The sequence below is a fragment of the Agrobacterium sp. NPDC058088 genome, assembly GCF_042885035.1.
Classification (GTDB): domain Bacteria; phylum Pseudomonadota; class Alphaproteobacteria; order Rhizobiales; family Rhizobiaceae; genus Agrobacterium.
The window spans coordinates 193503-214372 of the sequence record NZ_JBHVSU010000004.1 but is presented as its reverse complement, the minus strand read 5'-3'; the positions used below and the strand labels follow the sequence as shown (position 1 = coordinate 214372).

Annotated in this window: 22 protein-coding genes, 1 other RNA gene and 1 pseudogene; 4 read left to right on the top strand and 20 right to left on the bottom strand. The window is 58.9% G+C overall.

Annotated features, from left to right (window positions below):
* Positions 1-113 precede the first annotated feature (113 nt).
* The 12 genes and pseudogenes from tolB to ruvC all read right to left on the bottom strand — a co-directional run bounded on the left by tolB (position 114) and on the right by ruvC (position 8430).
* Positions 114-1421, bottom strand: a complete 1308-nt coding sequence (gene tolB, locus ACFVTJ_RS14160) for a Tol-Pal system beta propeller repeat protein TolB (RefSeq protein WP_269710730.1) — start codon at positions 1419-1421, stop codon at positions 114-116.
* A gap of 20 nt (positions 1422-1441) precedes the next feature.
* Positions 1442-2611, bottom strand: a complete 1170-nt coding sequence (locus ACFVTJ_RS14155; protein WP_386908361.1) for a hypothetical protein — start codon at positions 2609-2611, stop codon at positions 1442-1444.
* A gap of 9 nt (positions 2612-2620) precedes the next feature.
* Positions 2621-3082, bottom strand: coding sequence for a protein TolR (gene tolR / locus ACFVTJ_RS14150; protein ID WP_004445732.1), 462 nt, complete (start codon positions 3080-3082; stop codon positions 2621-2623).
* Positions 3083-3141: 59 nt separating this feature from the next.
* On the bottom strand, positions 3142-3861 hold the full coding sequence (tolQ, locus tag ACFVTJ_RS14145) for a protein TolQ (protein ID WP_386908358.1): 720 nt from the start codon (positions 3859-3861) through the stop codon (positions 3142-3144).
* Between the two features lie 261 nt (positions 3862-4122).
* On the bottom strand, positions 4123-4563 hold the full coding sequence (ybgC, locus tag ACFVTJ_RS14140) for a tol-pal system-associated acyl-CoA thioesterase (RefSeq protein WP_386908357.1): 441 nt from the start codon (positions 4561-4563) through the stop codon (positions 4123-4125).
* Positions 4564-4598: 35 nt separating this feature from the next.
* A pseudogene (locus ACFVTJ_RS14135) lies at positions 4599-4712 on the bottom strand (DNA mismatch repair protein MutT); the annotation flags it as partial.
* The gene (locus ACFVTJ_RS14130) at positions 4709-5233 is read right to left on the bottom strand and encodes an NUDIX hydrolase (RefSeq protein ID WP_386908355.1); all 525 of its coding nucleotides are present in this window, start codon (positions 5231-5233) and stop codon (positions 4709-4711) included. The gene ACFVTJ_RS14130 and the pseudogene ACFVTJ_RS14135, both read right to left, overlap by 4 nt.
* Positions 5230-5811, bottom strand: coding sequence for a DinB family protein (locus ACFVTJ_RS14125; protein ID WP_386908354.1), 582 nt, complete (start codon positions 5809-5811; stop codon positions 5230-5232). Before ACFVTJ_RS14125 ends, ACFVTJ_RS14130 begins: the two co-directional genes overlap by 4 nt.
* A 24-nt stretch (positions 5812-5835) precedes the next feature.
* A complete protein-coding gene (locus ACFVTJ_RS14120) occupies positions 5836-6054 on the bottom strand; it encodes a DUF2945 domain-containing protein (RefSeq protein WP_386908352.1) in 219 nt (72 codons plus the stop codon).
* A 51-nt stretch (positions 6055-6105) separates the two neighbouring features.
* The gene (gene ruvB, locus ACFVTJ_RS14115; RefSeq protein WP_386908350.1) at positions 6106-7146 is read right to left on the bottom strand and encodes a Holliday junction branch migration DNA helicase RuvB; all 1041 of its coding nucleotides are present in this window, start codon (positions 7144-7146) and stop codon (positions 6106-6108) included.
* Positions 7147-7270: 124 nt separating this feature from the next.
* Positions 7271-7888 carry a Holliday junction branch migration protein RuvA gene (ruvA, locus tag ACFVTJ_RS14110; RefSeq protein WP_386908349.1) on the bottom strand — a complete coding sequence of 206 codons (618 nt, stop codon included), beginning with the start codon at positions 7886-7888 and terminating at the stop codon, positions 7271-7273.
* Between the two features lie 29 nt (positions 7889-7917).
* Positions 7918-8430: a crossover junction endodeoxyribonuclease RuvC gene (gene ruvC / locus ACFVTJ_RS14105; protein ID WP_004445748.1), complete on the bottom strand. Its 513-nt coding sequence runs from the start codon at positions 8428-8430 to the stop codon at positions 7918-7920.
* A 247-nt stretch (positions 8431-8677) separates the two neighbouring features.
* On the opposite strand from ruvC, the gene ACFVTJ_RS14100 reads away from it, so the two are divergent.
* The gene (locus ACFVTJ_RS14100; protein ID WP_386908346.1) at positions 8678-10987 is read left to right on the top strand and encodes a methyl-accepting chemotaxis protein; all 2310 of its coding nucleotides are present in this window, start codon (positions 8678-8680) and stop codon (positions 10985-10987) included.
* 145 nt (positions 10988-11132) lie between these two features.
* Positions 11133-12134: an LLM class flavin-dependent oxidoreductase gene (locus tag ACFVTJ_RS14095; protein ID WP_386908344.1), complete on the top strand. Its 1002-nt coding sequence runs from the start codon at positions 11133-11135 to the stop codon at positions 12132-12134.
* Between the two features lie 52 nt (positions 12135-12186).
* On the opposite strand, the gene ACFVTJ_RS14090 is transcribed toward ACFVTJ_RS14095, so the two are convergent.
* The gene (locus tag ACFVTJ_RS14090; protein WP_386908342.1) at positions 12187-12933 is read right to left on the bottom strand and encodes a YebC/PmpR family DNA-binding transcriptional regulator; all 747 of its coding nucleotides are present in this window, start codon (positions 12931-12933) and stop codon (positions 12187-12189) included.
* Positions 12934-13132: 199 nt separating this feature from the next.
* Between ACFVTJ_RS14090 and ACFVTJ_RS14085 the strand changes: the two genes are divergently transcribed.
* Positions 13133-13636 (top strand): pyridoxamine 5'-phosphate oxidase family protein, encoded by a 504-nt coding sequence (locus ACFVTJ_RS14085; protein WP_386908340.1) that lies wholly within the window; start codon positions 13133-13135, stop codon positions 13634-13636.
* Between the two features lie 36 nt (positions 13637-13672).
* On the opposite strand, the gene ACFVTJ_RS14080 is transcribed toward ACFVTJ_RS14085, so the two are convergent.
* The 7 genes from ACFVTJ_RS14080 to ACFVTJ_RS14050 form a co-directional block, all read right to left on the bottom strand.
* Complete coding sequence (locus ACFVTJ_RS14080; RefSeq protein ID WP_386908338.1) at positions 13673-14518, bottom strand: MBL fold metallo-hydrolase; 846 nt, start codon at positions 14516-14518, stop codon at positions 13673-13675.
* Positions 14519-14633: 115 nt separating this feature from the next.
* A complete protein-coding gene (locus tag ACFVTJ_RS14075; RefSeq protein WP_386908335.1) occupies positions 14634-15458 on the bottom strand; it encodes a TIGR00282 family metallophosphoesterase in 825 nt (274 codons plus the stop codon).
* A gap of 73 nt (positions 15459-15531) precedes the next feature.
* A complete protein-coding gene (locus ACFVTJ_RS14070; RefSeq protein ID WP_386908334.1) occupies positions 15532-16149 on the bottom strand; it encodes a 5-formyltetrahydrofolate cyclo-ligase in 618 nt (205 codons plus the stop codon).
* Complete coding sequence (locus tag ACFVTJ_RS14065) at positions 16149-17411, bottom strand: hemolysin family protein (RefSeq protein ID WP_386908661.1); 1263 nt, start codon at positions 17409-17411, stop codon at positions 16149-16151. Before ACFVTJ_RS14065 ends, ACFVTJ_RS14070 begins: the two co-directional genes overlap by 1 nt.
* A gap of 230 nt (positions 17412-17641) precedes the next feature.
* A non-coding RNA gene (ssrS, locus tag ACFVTJ_RS14060) (6S RNA) lies at positions 17642-17800 on the bottom strand.
* A 77-nt stretch (positions 17801-17877) separates the two neighbouring features.
* Positions 17878-18255, bottom strand: coding sequence for a cell division protein ZapA (locus tag ACFVTJ_RS14055; protein ID WP_386908332.1), 378 nt, complete (start codon positions 18253-18255; stop codon positions 17878-17880).
* Between the two features lie 10 nt (positions 18256-18265).
* On the bottom strand, positions 18266-18538 hold the full coding sequence (locus ACFVTJ_RS14050; RefSeq protein WP_035263131.1) for a DUF4164 domain-containing protein: 273 nt from the start codon (positions 18536-18538) through the stop codon (positions 18266-18268).
* Positions 18539-18861: 323 nt separating this feature from the next.
* Between ACFVTJ_RS14050 and tkt the strand changes: the two genes are divergently transcribed.
* Entirely contained in the window at positions 18862-20844 is a 1983-nt protein-coding gene (gene tkt / locus ACFVTJ_RS14045) for a transketolase (RefSeq protein ID WP_386908330.1), read from the top strand.
* Positions 20845-20870 lie beyond the last annotated feature (26 nt).

The window sequence follows — 20870 nt, the reverse complement described above, 5'->3', positions numbered from 1 at the left end:
CCCACTTTTTTGCTCCCTCACAACACTTTGCGGCAAGAAAGAGGCGGTTTCCCGTATGGCATGCGTAAAACATGACGGCGCCGGATGGGTCCGGCGCCGTCATGGCAGTCATATCAGTCCAGAAGCGGCGACCATGCCGGGTCCGAAGCGAAGGTCGGCGTCTTGATGAGCTGTTCGTTATAGCCCGTCAGGTCGATCGAATAGAGCTGCGGGCCGCCCGCGCCGGCATTCTGGCGGAAGAACATCAGCACGCGGCCATTGGGCGCCCAGGTAGGGCCTTCATTGTGGAAGCCGCTGGTCAGGATGCGTTCTCCCGAACCGTCGGTCTTCATCACGCCAATCGAGAACTTGCCGCCCGACTGCTTGGTGAAGGCGATAAGATCGCCGCGCGGAGACCAGACCGGTGTGGAATAGGAACCATCGCCGAAGGACACACGCTGCTGGCCGGAACCATCGGCATTCATGACGTAAATCTGCTGGCGGCCGCCACGGTCGCTTTCAAAGGCGACACGCTGACCATCAGGCGAATAGGAAGGCGCGGTATCGATCGCCGCCGTATTCGTCAGGCGCGTCGTGGTACGCGAGCGCAGGTCCATGGTGTAGATATTGGCGTTGCCATCCTGCTGCAGGCTCATGATGACCTTCTGTCCATCCGGTGAGAAGCGCGGCGAGAACGTCATGCCGGGGAAGTTACCGACAACTTCACGCTGTCCGGTTTCCAGCTGTAACAGGTAAACGCGCGGCTGCTGGCCTTCGAACGACATGTAGGTCACTTCCTGACGGTTCGGCGAGAAACGCGGCGTCAGAACGATGTCGTTCGAATTGGTAAGGTTGCGGACGTTGAAACCGTCCTGGTCCATGATCGACAGCTGACGCTTGCGCGCCGTCTTCGGGCCGCTTTCGGAGACGAAAACGACACGGGTGTCGAAGTAGCCCTTTTCACCGGTGATGCGTTCGTAGATGGCGTCAGCGATGATATGGGCAACACGACGCCAGTTTTCCGGCTGAGTGAAGAACTGCTGGCCGGTCATCTGCTGGCCGGCAAAAGTATCCCACAAGCGGAACTCGGCGCGCAGACGGCCATCGCTTTCACGCGTTACACGGCCAGTTACCAGCGCCTGCGCATTGATGACCTTCCAGTCCTCAAAACGCGGCTGCTGATCCGGATTGCTGATCTTTTCGATGAAGGCGTTCTTGTTGACCGGCGCGAAGAGGCCGGAACGCTGCAGGTCGGCGGCGATGACCGCCGAAACCTGCGCGCCAATGCCGTCGCTCGACATGAAGTCGGTGATGGCGATGGGCAGCGGCTCGACATTGCCCTTGTTGATGTTGATTTCCACCCGCGCAAAAGCCGGTGCGGAGAAAACCGACATGAGGGCCGCGACAGCGAGCACCAGCCGGATCGGCGAAAATATCTTCATGTTGCCAGGCCTTTCAGCATTCATAGCAATTCACTGGGATCGAAGTTCACGACGACTTCGTTCCATGCATCATATTTGTCGGCAGGAAGGTTCGTGAACGGAGCAGAACGCATGATGGCACGATAGGCTCCGCCGGAAAGCGCACGGCGTGTTCCCTCGGAACCACCCGTTGCTTCGATCTCGGGCCTGCCGATGATGGACCCATCACGGTCAAGCTTCATGGTAACCCGGACGCGAACGTCCGAGGCATCCGCCATGCCGGGAATGATCTGCCAGTTCTTCTGGATTGCACCGCGGAGCGCATCCATTTCCGTCTGGCTAAGCGTCGAGCCGCCGGTCGATTTCTTGCCACCCAGGGCTGCCGTCTGCGTGGAGCGCTTCGCGCCGCCACCGGAGGGCGCCTGCTTGTTCAATAGCGCGGCAACGTCGTCGGCATTGAAGTCGCTTTCCTTCGAGGAAGCGGATTTTGCCGTCTCCTGCTTCTTCTCGCCGGGTTTCTTGTCGGAAGGCTTGTCCGTGGACTTTGCCTGATCGGGCTTCTTCTCGGCCGGTTTTTCGGCCGGCTTTTGCTCGGCGGGCTTGGTCTCAGCCTGTTTCGGCTCTTCCGGCTTCGGCGGCTCGGGCCTGGAATTCGGGCGTGGAACGTTCTGCGGCACGGGAATTTCGGCCGGCTCCTGCGTCGCCGGCGGCGGCTCTTCCGCCTTGGTTTCCTGCGGCGGTGGTTCCGTCTTCGGCTGCGGCGTTATTTCGGGTTTGGTCTGCGGCAAGGCGGCCATTTCCTGCGGCTTGGGAGCCGAGGTTTCTTCCTTGACGATTTCCTTCACCTCGTTCGCCTTGGTATCGACAACCGGCTGCGGCTTCTCCTGTTTGGGCGGGGCGGCAGCTGCGATATTGTCGTTGGGCTTCGTGGTCGGCGTCGGCGGCGCTTCGATATCGGCGGTGTTGTTGCCGGTATTCTGCGCATTCTCGATGATATCAGGCCGCGTGGTGGGAACAGGGGCGGACTTCTCGGCCTTCGGCGCCTTCTTGTCGCCCTGCTGTATCTGGGTCATTTCCTCAATCGGCACCAGCTCCACCGGCAGTGCCTCGGCCTGCGACACGTCCAGAGGCTCCGGCGAGCCCAGGGAAACAAGGGCGAAAGCCAGAAGCGACGCGTGCACGATCGCGGATGTGGTAAGGCTGCCCTTCATCGCTTTACGTCAATTGTCCTGTTTCTGCTGGGTCACAAGGCCGATATTCTTGAAGCCTGCCGCCTGAATACGCGCCATCACGTCCGCAACGACGCCATAGGCAGCAACGGAATCCGCCCGCACGAAGATGCGTTCGTTATAGCCTGTCGTGGCAATCGCCTGCAGCTTGTCCGCCACTTCGGCCGCCTGGATTTCCGTTTCCTGCAAATGGATCTGGCCATTGGCGTTGACGGAAATCGTGATCGGCTGCGTGTCCGAGTTCAGCGCATTGGCGGATGTCTGCGGCAGATCGATCGGCACGCCGACCGTCATCATCGGTGCGGCCACCATGAAGATGATGAGCAGCACGAGCATGACGTCGACCAGCGGCGTGACGTTGATCTCGCTGATCGCGCCGCCTCTGCGTCGTCCGCCGCGCCCACCCCGGCGTCCACCGGACCCGCCGCCGCTGCCACCTGCTGACATACCCATATCATCTACTCCATTTTGCCTTGCGGCAAATCACTCAACGGCATTTCAGTCGTGGCCGCTTACTGGGCGGCCTGCCGTGTCTGAAGTTTTTCATCGATCTGGCGCGACAGGATCGCAGAGAACTCGTCGGCGAAACCTTCCATACGGGCGGAAAGCTTGTGCGCGTCGGCCGTAAACTTGTTGTAGGCGATAACCGCCGGAATAGCCGCGACGAGGCCGATAGCCGTCGCCAGAAGCGCTTCGGCGATACCCGGCGCCACGACGGCAAGGTTGGTCGACTTCGAACCGGCAATCGCCTGGAACGAGGTCATGATACCAACGACCGTGCCGAAAAGGCCGATGAAGGGACCGGCAGAGCCGATCGTCGCCAGCGAACCGAGACGCGCCTCATATTGTTCGCCTTCGCGCGCGATCGTCACATCCATTGCCCGGTCGATACGCATCTGCAGACCGATGGGCGAACGCGCGCCGCGTTCGAAGGATTTTTTCCATTCCCGCATGGCGGAAACAAAAATCGCTGCAAGACCACCATTCTGGCGTTCCGCGAGCGTGCGATAAAGCTCCTCAAGCGACTGGCCGGACCAGAACACCTGTTCGAACTGATCGAACTGGCGCTTTGCCTTGCCGAAGCTCACATATTTGTCGAAGACGATCGCCCACGTCCAGACCGAGGCGGCGATAAGTCCGATCATCACGAACTTCACGATGAAGCCCGCCTGCATAAACAGCGCCCAGAGACTTACATCGTGCGTCGCCGCTGCCAAACCTGCCTGTTCCATAAATATCCAATCCCCGAATCCAAACGCCCGGTACGGGACCGGGCGATTCAAACGCGTGTTAACGCTCGAAGCTATGCGGCCGCAGCCGTTAACCCCTTTGCCATACCCCGATACTTGCCAGTAAGCCTTACTTGCCAATAAATTTGGTGAAAGGAAGGCGTGCGCCGCACAAATGCCAGTTGCTAAAGTAAGACACCATTATGGTTAAAGGAGTGTTACAGCTGGGCCACGCCGGTTGGATTTACTGAATGGGCCCGTCAATTACTTCAGGAATTTTTCCGCCACCGTCTCCGGAAGGCGCCTTGGCCGACCATTGGCATTGATGACGGCGATGATGACCTTGGCGGCGACTAGCAGCGTTTCACCGCGCCGGATTTCCTGATTGAGCACCATTTTCGCGCCGCCCGCCTTTTCGGTGACGGTGGTGATGGTCAAGACGTCATCCATCCGCGCCGGGCTCTTGAAATCGATCTCCATGCGGTGAACAACGAAGACCAGACCCTCCTCATCGGCGGTCAGAAGCGCGCTTTGTTCGCAGCCGAGGCAACGCAGGTAATCGGTGCGGCCACGCTCGAGAAAATGCAGATAACGCGCATGATAAACGAGACCGGAAAAATCCGTATCCTCATAATAGACCCGCTGGGTCAGGCGGTGGCCATGTTCGATGAGATCGCCTGAAAGCGAAACCACGAGCCCGCTCATAGTGTCTCCTTGAGAATTTCGGTCGCCGGGGAACGACCTTGGTGAACGAGAAGATGATCATTCTGGAAAATCAGCGCCGCAACCCGCATGCTGAAAAGCTGCGGTTTCCGGTCCAGCCGGATCATGTGGCGTTCAGGCGCAGAGGTCATTTATCGTCCAGATCGCCATCATGCCAGACGAGATGTCTTGTGGCCTTCGGCAGGTTCTCAATTTCGTCGGCGATGAAATAGGGCGGAATATCGAGCTCCGTCAATGCCTGCCGAGTTGCCGCGACCCAGCGGAACTCAAGCTCGTTATCGCCGTCCTGAACGCGGTGGATGATGTCACAGGGATGAAATGCGAGTGTGTCCGGCAAATCCATCAGGTAATAAAATCCGAGTTCGTGCCAGTCCTTGCCCTCGTAGTGGAAAAAATTCTCCACTGCCCAGAGGAGCCGTCCGACCTTAGCCTCGACGCCAAGTTCCTCGACCATTTCACGCGCCAGCGTTTCGTCGGAACGTTCGCCCATCTCGGCGCGGCCACCCGGAAAGGTCCAGAATTTTTCATGCGTTGCCCGGTGCACCAGCACATGGCCATCGCGAAACGCCAGCCCTGCAACACGCATCTGGAAGATGCGCTTCGGCTTGAATTTCATGCGGATGCGGGTGTCCTGCTTGCTATCGTGCGTCATGGTACTGGCCTGCGGGCTGGGAACATCAAATCGTTTTCCATCCACCCTAACGCATCCATGTCGTCTTTTCTCGCTTTTGCATCATCTCCCACAATGAATTCATCCAGTTGCGGCGGCTTGACAGGTGTTCCCGACAACATCGCATGCGCTTGCCCGCGATGGTGTGTCTGATGCTGGAAGAGATGTGACAGGACATCGTCGCAGCGGTCCTGCTGAATACGCGTGCCACGATGGATATCAACGATCGCAGCAAGACCGTCTTCATCAAGCCCATCGACAAAGGCAATCAACACCTCATCAAGCGCCACCTGCGCCTCGTGCAGCCCCGCCATTGTGGCAAAGGGTTCGTCATCAACAAAAGCGGCATAACCAAGCGTGCCGCCCTGAAGGGCATCGATATAAAACCGGTCGACAATGTAGATATGATTGAGCGTTGCCCTGAGCGTGGGGAAGAAACTCACTCGGTGCGCGACGAGATCATCCTGCGAAAGCTCAAGACAGGCCTTATGCAGCCTGAAATTAGCCAGCCGGTTATTGCGAGCGAGTTTGCGGAAAACCCGCAACGGATCGTAAGGCATGGGCTTCCCTTTTATGGACGCCTTTCAATCGGCGTGTTCAAGCTCGGATCTGCTCTTCAGAACCCTCGCACCATCGCTCTGTTCGATGAGATAGGCGGGTTCGTCGTTGCTTGCCTTGCGTTTTATCTTGGAGCCGGAAATCGTCTTCTCCACATCTTCCGTGAAGGTCTCGATGATTTTTCCTTCGCCGGTTCCATTGCCCCATTTCCAGCGAACCTTTGTACCCTTGCGATATGCCGACATGATCATCTCCGTCTCAAAGACAGTCAAAGCCGGCAAGTCTGCTTTGTTCCCTCAATCATCCTCCAGCGTCAGCCGAAACTGCGCCGCTTCGAGATCCTTCGGCGGTTGCATGCCCAAATGCTTCCAAGCTGTCGCGGTCAGGATACGCCCGCGCGGCGTGCGCTGGATGAAGCCCTGCTGGATCATATAGGGCTCGATAATGTCCTCGATGGCATCGCGCGGCTCCGAAAGGCCAGCTGCAATGGTTTCGATGCCGACAGGACCGCCGCCGAAATTGACGGCGATCATGGTGAGATACCGCATGTCCAGCTGATCGAGGCCCATATTGTCGACCAGAAGCCGCGTCAAAGCCTCGTCGGCGATCTCGCGGGTGACGGCTGGCGCCCGTGCCACTTCGGCGAAATCCCGCACGCGGCGCAGAAGCCTCCCGGCAATGCGCGGTGTGCCGCGCGCGCGCCGCGCCACCTCGCGTGCACCCTCGTCCGTCATGTTGAGACCCATCAGCCGCGCGCCGCGCCGCACGATCAGCTCAAGTTCGTCGACGGTGTAGAAAGCCAACCGAACGGGAATGCCGAAACGGTCGCGAAGCGGCGTCGTCAGCAGGCCGAGACGGGTGGTGGCGGCCACAAGCGTGAATTTGGAGAGATCGATCTTCACCGAGCGCGCTGCCGGTCCATCACCGATGATCAGATCGAGCTGGAAATCCTCCATGGCCGGATAGAGGATTTCCTCCACCGCCGGGTTGAGCCGGTGGATTTCATCGATGAAGAGCACGTCGCGCTCCTCAAGATTGGTGAGAAGGGCTGCGAGATCACCCGCTTTGGCAATGACGGGCCCGGACGTGGACTTGAAGTTCACGCCGAGTTCCTTGGCCATGATCTGTGCCAGTGTCGTCTTGCCAAGGCCGGGCGGGCCAACGAACAGCACATGATCAAGCGCCTCGCCACGATTCTTGGCGGCCTCGATAAACACCTTGAGATTGGCGCGAGCTTCGGCCTGGCCTGTGAAATCATCCAGCGACTGCGGGCGCAGCGTGGTGTCGATATCCTCGCCGCGCTTTTCCGGAGTAATCAATCTGTCCGCATCGCTCATTCAGGGCATTCCATTGTTCTAGTCGAATTCATCAGGTGACCGCCGCTATATCATGACTATCGCAACGACGCGCTTCACGAAATTCAGCATGGGTATGGTGCCTCGCCCGATTGACAGGCAAACCTTACCGCGAAAGCTCCTTCAGCCCGAGCCGGATGAGCTTGGCGCTGTCACCCCCCTCTCCGCCATTCTTCAGCGCGGCGGCAACCGCATTGGCTGCCTGATCGCGCGAATAGCCGAGATTCGTGAGCGCGGAAACGGCATCGGCCACCGGCGCGGAGGCGACACCCTCCCCAAGTTCCTGCTTGAGGCCGATGGAGGCAGAGGCATCTCCGGCAAAGGCGGGCGCCTTGTTACGAAGCTCGGTCACAAGGCGCACTGCCACTTTCGGCCCTACGCCGGGCGCACGCGAAATCATTACCTTGTCCTGTAGTGCAATGGCGTTGGCGAGTTCCGAAGGCGAGAGCGTCGACAGGACGGCAAGCGCCACTTTGGAGCCGACCCCCTGCACGCTCTGCAGAAGATTGAACCACTCCCGCTCCAGCGCCGAAAGAAAGCCGAAGAGCTTCAGCTGATCTTCACGCACATAGGTCTCGATGAAAAGCACCACCGCCTCGCCCACGGAGCCGATTTTCGACAGGGTGCGCGCCGAACAATAGGCGACGTAACAGACGCCATGCACGTCCACCAGCACGTAATCCGTGCCGATTTCCTCGATGCTGCCTTTGAGTTTTCCGATCATGATGCCGCCTGCTCAATGAGACATTATATTCAACCGGCCGCCAGGAGCCGCCGCATCCTGTCACCGCCGCGATTATGGGCGTGGCAGATGGCGATGGCGAGCGCGTCCGCTGCATCGTTACCCTTGAATTCGGCCTTCGGCATCAGGATTTTCAACATCATGTGAATTTGCTGCTTTTCACCGTGTCCAACACCGATGACGGCCTTCTTGACCGCATTCGGCGCATATTCGAAAACCGGCAACCCAGCGCGTGCCGGCACCAGCATGGCGATGCCGCGTGCCTGGCCAAGTTTCAGGGTCGCAACCGCATCCTTGTTGACGAAAGTCTGCTCCACGGCCGCCTCGTCGGGCTGATGGCTGTGTACGATTTCCGCCAGCCCGTCATGCAGCTGGCAAAGCCGGGAGGCGAGGTCCATATCGCCATCCGAGGTCACCGTGCCGGAAGCAACGAACCTGAGGCTGTTGCCGAGGGTGTCGATGACACCCCAGCCGGTGCGCCGCAACCCGGGGTCGATGCCGATGATTCGAATCGTCTTTTGCATGAGCTACCTTATCTTTCCGGTTGCGACCCTGCCAGCGATAAGTGAACAAAACGACAACATTCATCAAATTTGCAGTGCAGCATTTACCTCTGCTTAAACCGCGTACCGCATTGTTCGCGCACAAAAACAAAATGGGGAGCTGCGGACATGATGAGCCGCAGCACAATATGTTCGCCACATCAGCCGTCCAATGGCGCCATTCATGCATGGCGCAGGAACTGATCCGGCATTGGGGGCTGCATCAGCCATGCTGAACCGTTTTCATTCGATATCCACCAAGGTGCTCGTCATTTTCCTGGCGCTGATGGCAATCTCAACCGGGGCACTGACACTTCTCGGCTATCAGAGCAGCAGCCGCGTTCTTGAAGAGCAGGCGTCGAAATCCATGGAAAGCATCCTCGTCTTCCGCGGCGACATGCTTCAGGAGCGCCTCGAGCAGCTGAAGACACAGGCGGATTCCATCGCCAAGATCGAATCCCTGCAGATGGCGGTTGTCTCCATGCGCAGCGGCTGGGGCACCGTGCAGAAGAATTCCGGCGACGCAAAGGCGGAACTACAACGCGTCTTCGTCAAGGAAAATCCCTTCGGCGAAAAGGAAAAGCTAATCAAGCCGGAAAATCCAAGCGGCTTTTATTATTCCACCCATGAAAAGACCCAGACGGATATAGCCGGTTATCTGAAGGGAACCCCGTTCAGCGACGTCCTCTTCATCGATCCCGCCGGGGCGGTCTATTATTCCTATCTCAAGGGCCCGGCTTTCGGGGAAACGGTAACGTCTGGCGTCTGGACGGAAAGCGGCCTTGGCTCGGCCTTCGCGCGCGGCGCAGCGAATGCTGAAAAAGCGGTCAACGATGTGGCACAGACCAGTTTTTCCGGCCTGCGCATCGATGCCGCCACAAAAGAAGCCGGCATCTATTTCGGCGTCCCGGTCGTCAAGTTCGGCGCATTCAAGGGCATCGTCCTCTTCCGCGTGAAGGAAGAAGTCTTCAGCCAGATTTTGACGAAGGGTGTCTCGGCGGGCAGTTCCGAACAGTCCGCGATCATTTCCGCCGATGGCAAGGTTCTCGGCGTGGATGGTACCAAACTCGTCAGCCTCGATCCGGCAATTTATGATTTCCAGGGGCAGGCGCTGAACGCGACAGGCATGACCGTCGCCACGATCGACCGCGCCGATGGGGAGGCCAATGCCTATGCCCGCCCCTTCTCTTTCGCCGGCGAAAAATATCTTGCGGTGGAAAGCATGTTGCGCAGCGAGTTGAATGCCGGCTCCATCTCGATCGCCGGCACGCTTGCCGTGATCGGCCTCTGCGTTCTTGCCGCCATGTGCTTGGCAACGGCCTTCTTTGCGCGGCGCCTTTTTGCTCCGCTGGAAAAACTTGCCGGGCTGACCGGCGAAGTGGCAGCGGGCCGTCTCGATGCCGAAATCGGCAATCAGGACCGGAAGGACGAGATCGGCCGAATGGCACGGGCGCTCGGTAGTTTCCGAGAAAAACTGATCCTTCAACGGGAAATGGAAGAGACTGCTTCACGCACACGGGAAGAAGCCGAAATGGCGCGGCGAGCGCATCTTGCCGAGCGAGAGGCCGAGGCCGGCACCTTGCAGATGGTCGTGCGATCTCTGGATGAAGGGCTCGACCGGCTGGCAAATGGCAATCTCGCCTATCGCATAAACACCGTCTTCCCCGAAGATCTGGAAAGCCTGCGCCATAACTTCAATACGGCACTTGCCCGGCTCAGCGAGACAATGCAGGCGATTGGCGGCAACTCCGCTGCCGTTCGTGGCGGCTCCGAGGAAATGCGGGTGGGGGCCGATCAGCTGGCGGAACGCACCGAACGGCAGGCGGCTTCCATTACCGAAACGGCCAGCGCCATCAAGGCGATTACCGAGGCCGTTCGCGACCAGATCGAGCGCGCCGAGCAGGCAACGCGGATCGCCCGTGACGCGAGCACGGAAGCAACCGCATCCAGCCGCGTGATGGAACAGACAATCGCCGCCATGGAGGCGATCCAGACCTCATCGCGCCAGATCAACCAGATTATCGGCGTTATCGACGAAATCGCCTTCCAGACCAACCTCCTTGCCTTGAACGCCGGTGTGGAAGCCGCGCGGGCCGGCGACGCGGGCAAGGGTTTTGCCGTCGTGGCGCAGGAGGTACGCGAACTGGCTCAGCGTTCAGCCGCCGCCGCAAAGGAAATCACCAGCCTGCTGAAACGCTCCACTGACGAGGTTTCCGCCGGCGTGGCGCTGGTGGAAAAGGCAGGCGCTTCGCTCACCGGCATCGGCAAGCACGTGCAGACCATCAGCACGCGCATTGAAGAGATCATGGAATCGACCCGCGAGGAAGCGCACACGCTTTCTGAAATCAACAGCACCGTGGCCAGCCTTGATACGATGACCCAGCAGAACGCAGCGATGGTGGAAGAAACGACGGCGGCCATTCATAACCTCGCTTCCGAGGCTGGTGAGATGGACGGCAGGCTTGGACAATTCGCACTGGCCTCAGCGAATGAGGCGGCAACGTCTCGCGGCGGCAGCCAATTCAGGCGCGCCAGTTAAGCTGCAAGCAGCCTGGCAAAAATCGGGGCCTCTTCGGAGGCCCCAATTTTTTTGAACCATCCTTCAATTCTACGCGACTTCTCTGGTAAATCGAGACATCTGTCTTACATCCGCAGAAACGACTTAATTTCCGCAGGAGCGTCCGATGATCCCCTTTTCCATTCTCGACCTTTCGCCGATCGGCGAAGGCGAGAGCGTCAGCGCGGCGCTTGAAAATTCCCGCCGCATGGCGATCAAGGCTGAAGAACACGGCTATAACCGCATCTGGCTGGCGGAACATCACGGTATGCCTGGCATTGCCAGCGCCGCAACCTCGCTTGTCATCGCCCATGTGGGTGCCGCCACGAAACATATCCGCGTCGGTTCGGGCGGCATCATGCTGCCCAACCACTCGCCGCTGGTCATTGCCGAGCAGTTCGGCACGCTCGCAGCCCTTCTGCCCGGCCGCGTTGATCTCGGTCTTGGCCGGGCCCCCGGAACCGACATGCGCACGGCGCGGGCGCTTCGCCGCAACCTGGATGCCGGCGCGGAAAACTTCCCGCACGACATCGTCGAACTCCAGCGTTACCTTGGCCAACCACAGCCGGATCAGGCGATCCTCGCCGTGCCGGGCATGAATTCAAACGTGCCGATCTGGCTGCTCGGCTCAAGCACCTACAGTGCGCACCTCGCCGCAGCGCTCGGCCTGCCCTATTCCTTCGCCTCGCATTTCGCTCCTGACATGCTGATGGAGGCAATCCATATCTATCGCGAGCGTTTCCAGCCTTCCGAGGTGCTGGATAAGCCCTATGTGATGGTCGGCGTCATGGGTGTCGGCGCTGAGACGGATGAGGAGGCGCAGCATCTCTTCACCTCATCGCAGCAGCAATTCGTCAATTTGCGCCGCAATGTGCGCACGCCGTTTCCGAAACCGGTGCACAGCATGGACGATTACTGGAACGAGATGGAACGTTTCTCGGTCGAACACACGCTACGTTTCGCCGCCGTTGGTTCACCCCAAACGATCGAGCGCCACCTTGACGGGTTCCTTGCGGAAACCCAGGCGGATGAGCTGATCGTCTCGATGCCGATCCACGACATCGAAAAGCGGCTTCGTTCCGTGGAAATTTTTGCCGATGTGCGAACCTCCATAAAGAAGGCCGCCTAAACAAAAAGCCCCGGAGCGGATTGCTGCCGGGGCTTTTTTGAAACATGAAACGTCAGGCGGAAAGCTTGGCGAGAATCTCCTCGGAAAACTCGAAGTTGGAATAGACGCTCTGCACGTCGTCATCGTCTTCGAGATTGTCGATGAGCTTCATCAGCGACTGCGCCTTTTCTTCATCCACCGGCACCGTGTTCTGCGGCTTCCAGATGGCCTTGACGCTTTCAGCTTCGCCGAGCACGCCTTCCAGCGCCTTGGAAACTTCATTCATCGCTTCGAAACCGCAGATGATGGTGTGGCCGTCTTCGGACGATTCGACATCGTCAGCACCCGCTTCAATGGCCGCTTCCATAACCTTATCGGCATCGCCGACTTCGGCCTTATAGGTGATTTCGCCAACGCGATCGAAGGAGAAGGACACTGAACCGGTTTCGCCGAGTGCGCCGCCAGCCTTGGTGAAGATGGAGCGCACGTTAGAAGCTGTGCGGTTGCGGTTGTCGGTCAGGGCTTCGACAACGACAGCAACGCCGCCCGGACCGTAACCCTCATAACGGACCTCATCGTAGTTTTCGCTGTCTGCACCGGAAGCCTTTTTGATGGCGCGCTCGATATTGTCCTTCGGCATGGACTGAGCCTTGGCGTTCTGGATTGCCAAACGCAGGCGCGCGTTCATGGCCGGGTCGGGCATGCCCGCCTTCGCCGCAACGGTGATTTCACGCGCAAGCTTGGAAAACATTTTGGACCGAACGGAGTCCTGCTTGCCCTTGCGGTGCATGATGTTCTTGAACTGTGAATGACCAGCCATGGAAAACCCGATTGTCTTAATTTGGAGATTGCGGGCCTTATAAGTGCGATAGGCGCGCCATTCAAGCCCGCAAGCACTTTCTATTGCCGCAACAACAGAAGGAACTGATTTAACCGCTCCTCGTTTTGACCATGAACGCGGCAAATGAGGGCATGGATTTCTCTCCGTCGCAGCAAAAGAAACCGGAAGGAGAAAACATATGGTCAGCCTGACTGAAGCAAGAGAAGCCCCAGCCCGCCAGCTCTGGGACGAGATCAATTCCGTCCATGCCGGCATGCTCGGTCTGGAAGGCCTGCATAACCACATGCAGCCCATGGCACCCCATGCTGACCCGAAGACCAACACCATCTGGTTTTTTTCCAAAAAGGATACCGATCTCGTAAAGTCGCTGAAGTCAGGCTCACGGGCGCACTTCTGCCTCGTCGGCAAGGACCATGATTATCACGCCTGCCTCTCCGGCATTCTGGAGGCGCGTGATGACCGGGCGAAGATCGACGAATACTGGAATTCCGTCACCGCCGCCTGGTACGAGCACGGCAAAAGCGATCCGCAGCTGACCATGCTGGCGCTTCACGTCGATGATGCCGACATCTGGGCCTCGACCGACAGCACGCTGAAATTCGGCTGGGAAATCGCCAAGGCGAATATGTCGGATGACAAGACGCCTGATGTCGGCGTGCGACAGCACCTCACCTTTGCCTGATTAACAGCTCCCCCGGCCTTCCCCGCCCGCCACAAGCTACATGCCTTTCGGCACCAGTATCTGCGGCTGGCGGGGAAGGTTTCTCATCGAGACACGGATCACCGGCTCCGTAGCATAGGCGATCTGAAAACTCTTCCCGAACATCGTCAGAAACTGCTCAAGCGGCGGCCCGGTCCGATGCATCGGCAGGATCAGCGCGGAGCGCAGGCGTTTTACCACCCTGCTCATGCTGTCTACCCCCATGGTCAGACCGCCATCCACCGGCACCATCAACACATCCAGGCGGCCTATTTCGGCATAATGCGTGTCCGTCAACTCATGGTGCAGATGACCGAGGTGGCCGATGCAAAGCCCCGCCACTTCGAAGATGAAGATGGAATTGCCGTTTTCCTGGAAGGATTCGTAATCGCCCCAGCGGTTGCGGATATCGGTCGCAACATTGCGAATATAGACATCGCCTACCAGCACCCTGTGCTCGGCCTTTTCCCCTGGCGTGTCACTCCAGCCATGCAGCACATATTGAATCGCCGGGTCGGGACTGAGGGTGAAATGGGTGGAATGCGCCCGGTTCATCGTTACGACGGTCGGCGTGACGGTCGGACGGTAGACGCCGTTATAGTCGGTGGCGATCGTCACGCCATCAGGACTTTCGATGAGGTAGGTGGAATGGCCGATGAAGCTGATCTTCACCTCTTCCTTCTTAGCCGCCGCCTGCGCCAGCTGGACGCCAGGCGTATTGAAGCTCGCGAACATGACCCCGGGAATATTTCGGGCAATCGCCTGGCACTGGCTGACGGGTGGCCGGCTTGCCGACTGGGAAAAGGCGGCTCCCGCACAGGCGATCAGCCCTGTCATTGCAAGCATTAGCACGCGCAGCATCATGCCACTCCCCTGAACTTGCGAAGGTTGAGAGGATGAGGCAGGTTTTGCGAGGCGTCCAGTTACAAGAAGGTCGGAAAGCTCAGACTCTCGTCATTGTGAACGCTTACCGCAGAAGTTACGCCCAGAAGGAAGGCAGCGTTTCCGAAAGCCGCGGGCCGATACGCAGCGGCGCAATCTTTTCGGCAAGCCCGGTACGGTCGGAAATTTCAACGCCAACGCCGCAGATCGTCGCGGGCCCGCTCGCTGCCTCGAAGCGGCCTTTCGGCATTTTGGAAATGAAGCGGTTGATCGGCTCTTCCTTCTCCATGCCAAGCGAACTGTCATAGTCCCCGCACATGCCAGCGTCAGACATATAGGCCGTGCCGCCATTCAATATCTGCGCGTCGGCCGTCGGGACATGGGTGTGGGTGCCGACGACAAAGCTCGCACGGCCATCGACGAAATGGCCGAAACACTGCTTTTCGCTGGTCGCCTCGGCATGGAAATCGAAGATGATGGCGTCGGCCTGTTCCTTCAGCGGGCAGGCGGCAAGAATTGTTTCCGCCGACTTGAAGGGATCGTCCAATTCCGGATGCATAAACACCCGGCCCATGATGTTGGCGACGAGGATACGTGCACCATTGCGGGCATAGAACATGCCCGAGCCCTTACCGGGCGTACCCTCGGGATAATTCGCCGGCCGCAGGAACTGGTCGTGGCGCTCGCAGAAGGAGACAGCCTCCTTCTGATCCCAGACATGGTTGCCTGTCGTCACCACATCGGCACCGGCATTGATGGTTTCGAGATAGATATCCTCTGTAATACCGAAACCGCCAGCGGCGTTTTCACCGTTGACGATGACGAAATCGAGCTTCAGATCGGAAATCAGCCCAGGCAATCGCTCCCAGACAGCCGTGCGTCCGGTCTTGCCAACCATGTCTCCGAGAAAAAGAAGCCTCATTCACCCGCCCCGATCTTGCGCATGTTTTAAAAATTCCGTCCCCTCTAGCGGGTAATCCATCTTTTAAAAAGTGCTAAAGCGCCTTTTGCCCACCATCGGAGATCGATGACGGGGCAGAAAACCAGCGTAGACCGCTTTCCGTCAGAATGGCGTGGAGCGGCACATCATGCGGCTCCGCCGGGACGGATGGCACTTCCTGACAATCAAAGGCGACGCCTATGAGGACGGGCTGACGGCCCTTGGCGTGTAATCTCGCAATGGCGCGGTCATAGTGACCCGCACCATAACCGACGCGCTGCCCCGCGCCATCAAAGACGGAAAGGGGCACAAGCAGAATGTCCGGATCAACAACGTCCGCATCCTCGCCCGGGCCGGTCGTGCCGAAACCGGTCTTCACCAGTGGCGTATCCGCTTCGAAGGCCCGAAAAACGATGGTTTCCCGGTCCAGCACCACGGGAAGGGCGAGACGCCCGCCCCGTGCACGCAATGCCTCCATCAGCGGCCTTGTATCAGCCTCTGAACGGATGGGCATGAAACCGGAAATGACGGTGCCTGGCGGAAAGGGAATGCCGGAGGCACCGTACATCGTCATTGACAAGCTCTTCTGCTGCCGCTCGGCTTGCGTCAGGGCATCGCGCGCGGCGAGCCTTTCACCGCGCAACCTTGCTTTTTCCGCCGCATCGCCCTGCATCAGGCGGCCCGGCTCACAAGCACCTTGTCGATACGGTGGCCATCGAGGTCGATGACTTCGAAACGCCAGCCATTACGGGTGACATGTTCACCCAGCTCCGGCAGGCGGCGGAATTCGTCGAGCACCAGACCGGCAACGGTCTCGAACTCGGCATCCTCGTCGATCTGGAATCCCATGCGATAGGCGAATTCATCGGCCGGCATCCAGCCGGCGACGAGGAACGAACCGTCGTCGCGCTCGACCATAGCAGGTTCTTCGTCATTGTCTTCCTGGAAGGCGCCGGTGATGGCCTCAAGAACGTCGCCGGAGCTGACGATACCTTCGAAATGACCGTATTCGTCATAGACCAGCACCATGTGCACGGTGGAACGTCGTAGCGACTGGATGACATCCACCGCGCTCGTCAGATCCGAGACAACGGGAACCTCGCGCAGAAGCTCACGGACATCCAGCTCCTTGCCGGAGGCCAGAGCATCGAAGGCGTCCTTGGCGAAAAGCACGCCCAGAATTTCATCCGAAGCACCGTTGCGCACCGGCAGGCGCGAGCGCTGTGTCTGGCGGAGCTGCTCACGGATTTCCTCGGCGCTGTCTTCGATATCGACAACTTCCACATCGCGACGCGGAGTCATCAGGCCACGGGCATTGCGGTCGGCAAGACGCATGACGCTGGTGATCATCGCCGATTCCTCGGTTTCGATGACGCCGGCACTATGGGCCTCGGCGAGAACAGTGCGGATTTCATCGTCCGTCACCGAGGCGTTGGACTCACCGCTATGGCCAAGGAGGGCGAGAACGACCTTACCGGATTTATCCAGCAGCCACACCAGCGGCGCGCCGACCCGCGAAAGCATCACCATGGTTGGCGCGACACGGGCGGCAATCTTTTCAGGATCGCGCAGAGCGATCTGCTTGGGCACCAGCTCGCCGACAATCAGCGAGAGATAAGTGATGGCAATGACGACCGAGCCGACACCGATTGCATCTGCGGCACGGTCGTGAACGCCCTGCTCCATAAGCCATGCGGTGAACCGGGCACCGAGCGTGGCGCCGGAAAACGCACCGGACAGAACGCCGACCAGCGTGATGCCGATCTGCACCGTGGAAAGGAACCGTCCGGGATTTTCGGAAAGGCCAAGCGCCATGGTGGCGCCCCTGCTGCCCTGCGCGGCAAGCACCTTGAGCCTCGCCGGTCTGGAGGAGACAACGGCAAGCTCGGACATGGCAAGCACACCGTTCAATACGGTGAGCAGGACCACGATCATAATTTCAGTAAACAAGTTTAGCTCTTTGGGCTGTTGAACGGCACGTCGCGGTTTTGACCGCAGGACCCCTCGTATAAAAGGGCATGACAGACATACCAATTCGAATAATAGGCAATTGTTCCGCCATTGCAATGACAGCGCTATAAAAAAGCCATGCCCGGCAGTAGTGAAAAATAACTGTCGACGATAAAATAACTAGGTGAAGAACCGGGGTTAACCCAAAACTTCAAGCGCGATCCACGGCGACCGATGGAGATTTACGATCCTGGGTGCCTACAAAAGTAGGTGGGCACCGTGTGTCCAGCCCCACGGGACTGGCCAGGGACAGCTCCCTTTGGATCGAGTATGGCCCCAGGGATTGTGGTTCCTGTCGGGAAGCGCAGAACGCATGTAAGATATAGGACGGATTGGACGAAACCGCCAGAGGGCGGATAGCGAATTTTGCCGGCGTGGAAAGTTCGCCCGATCAATGGGTCGCAGGTTTGGGGCGCGCTAGCAGTTTTTCGGTAATGCCGTTCAGCCTGTCGGCCAGATCACCGATGGCGACAGCCACCATTTCATCCGATTTCGCCTTGTGTTCGGCCATGCCGTCACGGTTGCGGGAAAGGGACGCAACCTCGCCCTCCATCCGCTCGATCTTGCGGTTGAGTTCGGAAAGCTCGTCCATCACCATGATGCCGGCCATGACGGTCAGTCTCAGGTCGCCGATTTCTCCGAACTGGCTCTTGAGATGCCCGACATAACGATCGAAACGGGTGGCAAGATCGGTCAGGTGGTCTTCCTGCCCCGCCTCGCATGCCATGCGATAGGCCTTGCCGTCGATCATAACAGTGACTTGCGCCATGAAACCGCTCCTATCGATCCAGCACCGCGCGGATCGTCTCCATGGCCGTTACCAGCCGGCGGGAAACCTCGCGATTGACTTCTTCAAGACGGTTGGCGCGAAACTCGGCCTGATCAAGCTCGTGTGCGAGCCTGGCGCGGTCGACATGGACCCGCTTGACCTCGTTATCGATCTCGCCCGTCTCCCTTTGCCGTTCGATACGCATATCGATGGCATTTTCGAGATTTGTGATGGCAGCATTCAGCTCCGTCAGCGCAGATTGTACGGTCTTGTCAGCCGACATCGTTTTTTCCAACTCGCACGCCACCGGCCGAATCGTCCGGTTTCAGGCCATTCCAACAATCACGAGGTTATTACCCGATTTACCATCCCGTCAATCAAACCAGTGCATTGAGGCGTTTTGCTCTGTGGATGAACGAAGAAGCACCGGCCTCCATCGCACGAATTTTATCGGGACAGCCGATTTTCTAAACGATTTTTATCCCTCGGCGAACCGCAATTGCCCGTGGATTTATTGACTTGCCTGCCTCACCTGCTATGGATCAACCCGCTTTTTGGATAGTTGCGTAAAACTATCTCCTTTCACCCGGAACAGACGGAAAAGCCATGATTTCTCGCGACAAACACAACCGGATGGCCAATGCGATCCGCTTTCTTGCCATGGATGCAGTGGAGAAGGCCAATTCCGGCCATCCCGGACTGCCGATGGGCGCCGCCGATGTCGCCACCGTTCTCTTCACCCGTTACCTGAAATTCGACCCGAAGGCGCCGCTCTGGGCGGACCGCGACCGCTTCGTGCTGTCGGCAGGTCACGGTTCGATGCTGCTTTACTCGCTGCTGTATTTGACGGGCTACGAGGACATGACGATCGACGAGATCAAGCGTTTCCGTCAGTTCGGCTCCAAGACCGCCGGCCATCCCGAATACGGTCATGCCACCGGCATTGAAACCACCACCGGTCCGCTCGGCCAGGGCATCGCCAACGCCGTCGGCATGGCGATCGCCGAACGCAAGCTGGAAGAAGAGTTCGGTTCCGACCTGCAGAGCCACTTTACCTATGTGCTGTGCGGCGACGGCTGCCTCATGGAAGGCATCAGCCACGAAGCCATCGCGCTTGCCGGCCATCTGAAGCTCAACAAGCTCGTTCTGTTCTGGGATGACAACAACATCACCATCGACGGTGAAGTTGGTCTTTCCGACAGCACCGACCAGATCGCCCGCTTCCAGGCCGTTCACTGGAACACCATTCGCGTCGATGGCCATGATCCGGATGCGATTGCCGCCGCAATCGAGGCCGCACACAAGTCCGACCGCCCGACCTTCATCGCCTGCAAGACCGTCATCGGTTTCGGCGCGCCGAACAAGCAGGGCACCCACAAGGTGCACGGCAACCCGCTCGGCGCGGAAGAAATCGCCGCTGCGCGCAAGAGCCTGAACTGGGAAGCCGAAGCCTTCGTCATCCCGGAAGACGTGCTCGACGCATGGCGTCTGGCCGGCCTGCGCTCCACCAAGACCCGCCAGGACTGGGAAGCCCGTCTCGAAGCCGCTGAAGCTGGCAAAAAGGCCGAGTTCAAGCGCCGTTTCGCCGGCGACCTGCCCGGCAACTTCGACAGCTCCATTGACGCCTTCAAGAAGAAGATCATCGAAAACAACCCGACCGTTGCGACCCGCAAGGCCTCGGAAGACTCGCTTGAAGTCATCAACGGCATCCTGCCGGAAATGATTGGCGGCTCTGCCGACCTGACGCCGTCCAACAACACCAAGACCAGCCAGATGAAGTCCATCACCCCGACGGATTTTTCCGGCCGTTACCTGCACTACGGCATCCGCGAACACGGCATGGCAGCAGCCATGAACGGTATCGCACTCCATGGCGGTCTCATTCCCTATGCCGGCGGCTTCCTGATCTTCTCGGATTATTGCCGTCCATCGATCCGTCTGGCTGCCCTCATGGGCATCCGCGTCGTCCACGTTCTGACGCATGACTCCATCGGCGTTGGCGAAGACGGCCCGACCCACCAGCCGGTCGAGCAGATCGCTGCGCTTCGCGCCATTCCGAACCTGCTCGTCTTCCGCCCGGCGGATGAAACCGAGACGGCGGAATGCTGGCAGCTGGCGCTGGAACAGAAGCATCGTCCGTCTGCCCTGGCCCTCACCCGCCAAAACCTCGCTCCTTCGCGCAAGGAATATGAAGAAAAGAACCTCTCTGCTTACGGTGCCTACGAACTCGTATCCGCCAGCGACGCCAAGGTTTCGATCTTCGCTTCCGGTTCAGAAGTCGAAGTGGCCCTGAAGGCCGCCGCAACGCTGAAGGACAAGGGCGTGTCCGCCCGCGTCGTTTCCGTTCCCTGCTTCGAACTCTTCAAGGAACAGCCGGAGACCTATCGCAACGCCATCATCGGCAAGGCTCCGGTGAAGATCGCGGTCGAAGCCGCCATTCGCCAGGGCTGGGATTACTTCATCGGTAACGATGGCGCATTCGTCGGCATGCATTCCTTCGGCGCGTCGGCCCCGGCAAAGGATCTCTTCAAGCACTTCGGCATCACGGCGGAAGCCGTTGTCGCCGCAGTCGAGGCAAAACTTGCGTAAGGGCTTCAAAAGCCCTTACCACTCAG

Bases quoted from the DNA above. Each gene is read 5' to 3' on its own strand.
- tolB (WP_269710730.1), bottom strand. From the start codon at position 1,421: ATGAAGATATTTTCGCCGATCCGGCTGGTGCTCGCTGTCGCGGCCCTC.
- ACFVTJ_RS14155 (WP_386908361.1), bottom strand. From the start codon at position 2,611: ATGAAGGGCAGCCTTACCACATCCGCGATCGTGCACGCGTCGCTTCTG.
- tolR (WP_004445732.1), bottom strand. From the start codon at position 3,082: ATGGGTATGTCAGCAGGTGGCAGCGGCGGCGGGTCCGGTGGACGCCGG.
- tolQ (WP_386908358.1), bottom strand. From the start codon at position 3,861: ATGGAACAGGCAGGTTTGGCAGCGGCGACGCACGATGTAAGTCTCTGG.
- ybgC (WP_386908357.1), bottom strand. From the start codon at position 4,563: ATGAGCGGGCTCGTGGTTTCGCTTTCAGGCGATCTCATCGAACATGGC.
- ACFVTJ_RS14130 (WP_386908355.1), bottom strand. From the start codon at position 5,233: ATGACGCACGATAGCAAGCAGGACACCCGCATCCGCATGAAATTCAAG.
- ACFVTJ_RS14125 (WP_386908354.1), bottom strand. From the start codon at position 5,811: ATGCCTTACGATCCGTTGCGGGTTTTCCGCAAACTCGCTCGCAATAAC.
- ACFVTJ_RS14120 (WP_386908352.1), bottom strand. From the start codon at position 6,054: ATGTCGGCATATCGCAAGGGTACAAAGGTTCGCTGGAAATGGGGCAAT.
- ruvB (WP_386908350.1), bottom strand. From the start codon at position 7,146: ATGAGCGATGCGGACAGATTGATTACTCCGGAAAAGCGCGGCGAGGAT.
- ruvA (WP_386908349.1), bottom strand. From the start codon at position 7,888: ATGATCGGAAAACTCAAAGGCAGCATCGAGGAAATCGGCACGGATTAC.
- ruvC (WP_004445748.1), bottom strand. From the start codon at position 8,430: ATGCAAAAGACGATTCGAATCATCGGCATCGACCCCGGGTTGCGGCGC.
- ACFVTJ_RS14100 (WP_386908346.1), top strand. From the start codon at position 8,678: ATGCTGAACCGTTTTCATTCGATATCCACCAAGGTGCTCGTCATTTTC.
- ACFVTJ_RS14095 (WP_386908344.1), top strand. From the start codon at position 11,133: ATGATCCCCTTTTCCATTCTCGACCTTTCGCCGATCGGCGAAGGCGAG.
- ACFVTJ_RS14090 (WP_386908342.1), bottom strand. From the start codon at position 12,933: ATGGCTGGTCATTCACAGTTCAAGAACATCATGCACCGCAAGGGCAAG.
- ACFVTJ_RS14085 (WP_386908340.1), top strand. From the start codon at position 13,133: ATGGTCAGCCTGACTGAAGCAAGAGAAGCCCCAGCCCGCCAGCTCTGG.
- ACFVTJ_RS14080 (WP_386908338.1), bottom strand. From the start codon at position 14,518: ATGATGCTGCGCGTGCTAATGCTTGCAATGACAGGGCTGATCGCCTGT.
- ACFVTJ_RS14075 (WP_386908335.1), bottom strand. From the start codon at position 15,458: ATGAGGCTTCTTTTTCTCGGAGACATGGTTGGCAAGACCGGACGCACG.
- ACFVTJ_RS14070 (WP_386908334.1), bottom strand. From the start codon at position 16,149: ATGCAGGGCGATGCGGCGGAAAAAGCAAGGTTGCGCGGTGAAAGGCTC.
- ACFVTJ_RS14065 (WP_386908661.1), bottom strand. From the start codon at position 17,411: ATGATCGTGGTCCTGCTCACCGTATTGAACGGTGTGCTTGCCATGTCC.
- ACFVTJ_RS14055 (WP_386908332.1), bottom strand. From the start codon at position 18,255: ATGGCGCAAGTCACTGTTATGATCGACGGCAAGGCCTATCGCATGGCA.
- ACFVTJ_RS14050 (WP_035263131.1), bottom strand. From the start codon at position 18,538: ATGTCGGCTGACAAGACCGTACAATCTGCGCTGACGGAGCTGAATGCT.
- tkt (WP_386908330.1), top strand. From the start codon at position 18,862: ATGATTTCTCGCGACAAACACAACCGGATGGCCAATGCGATCCGCTTT.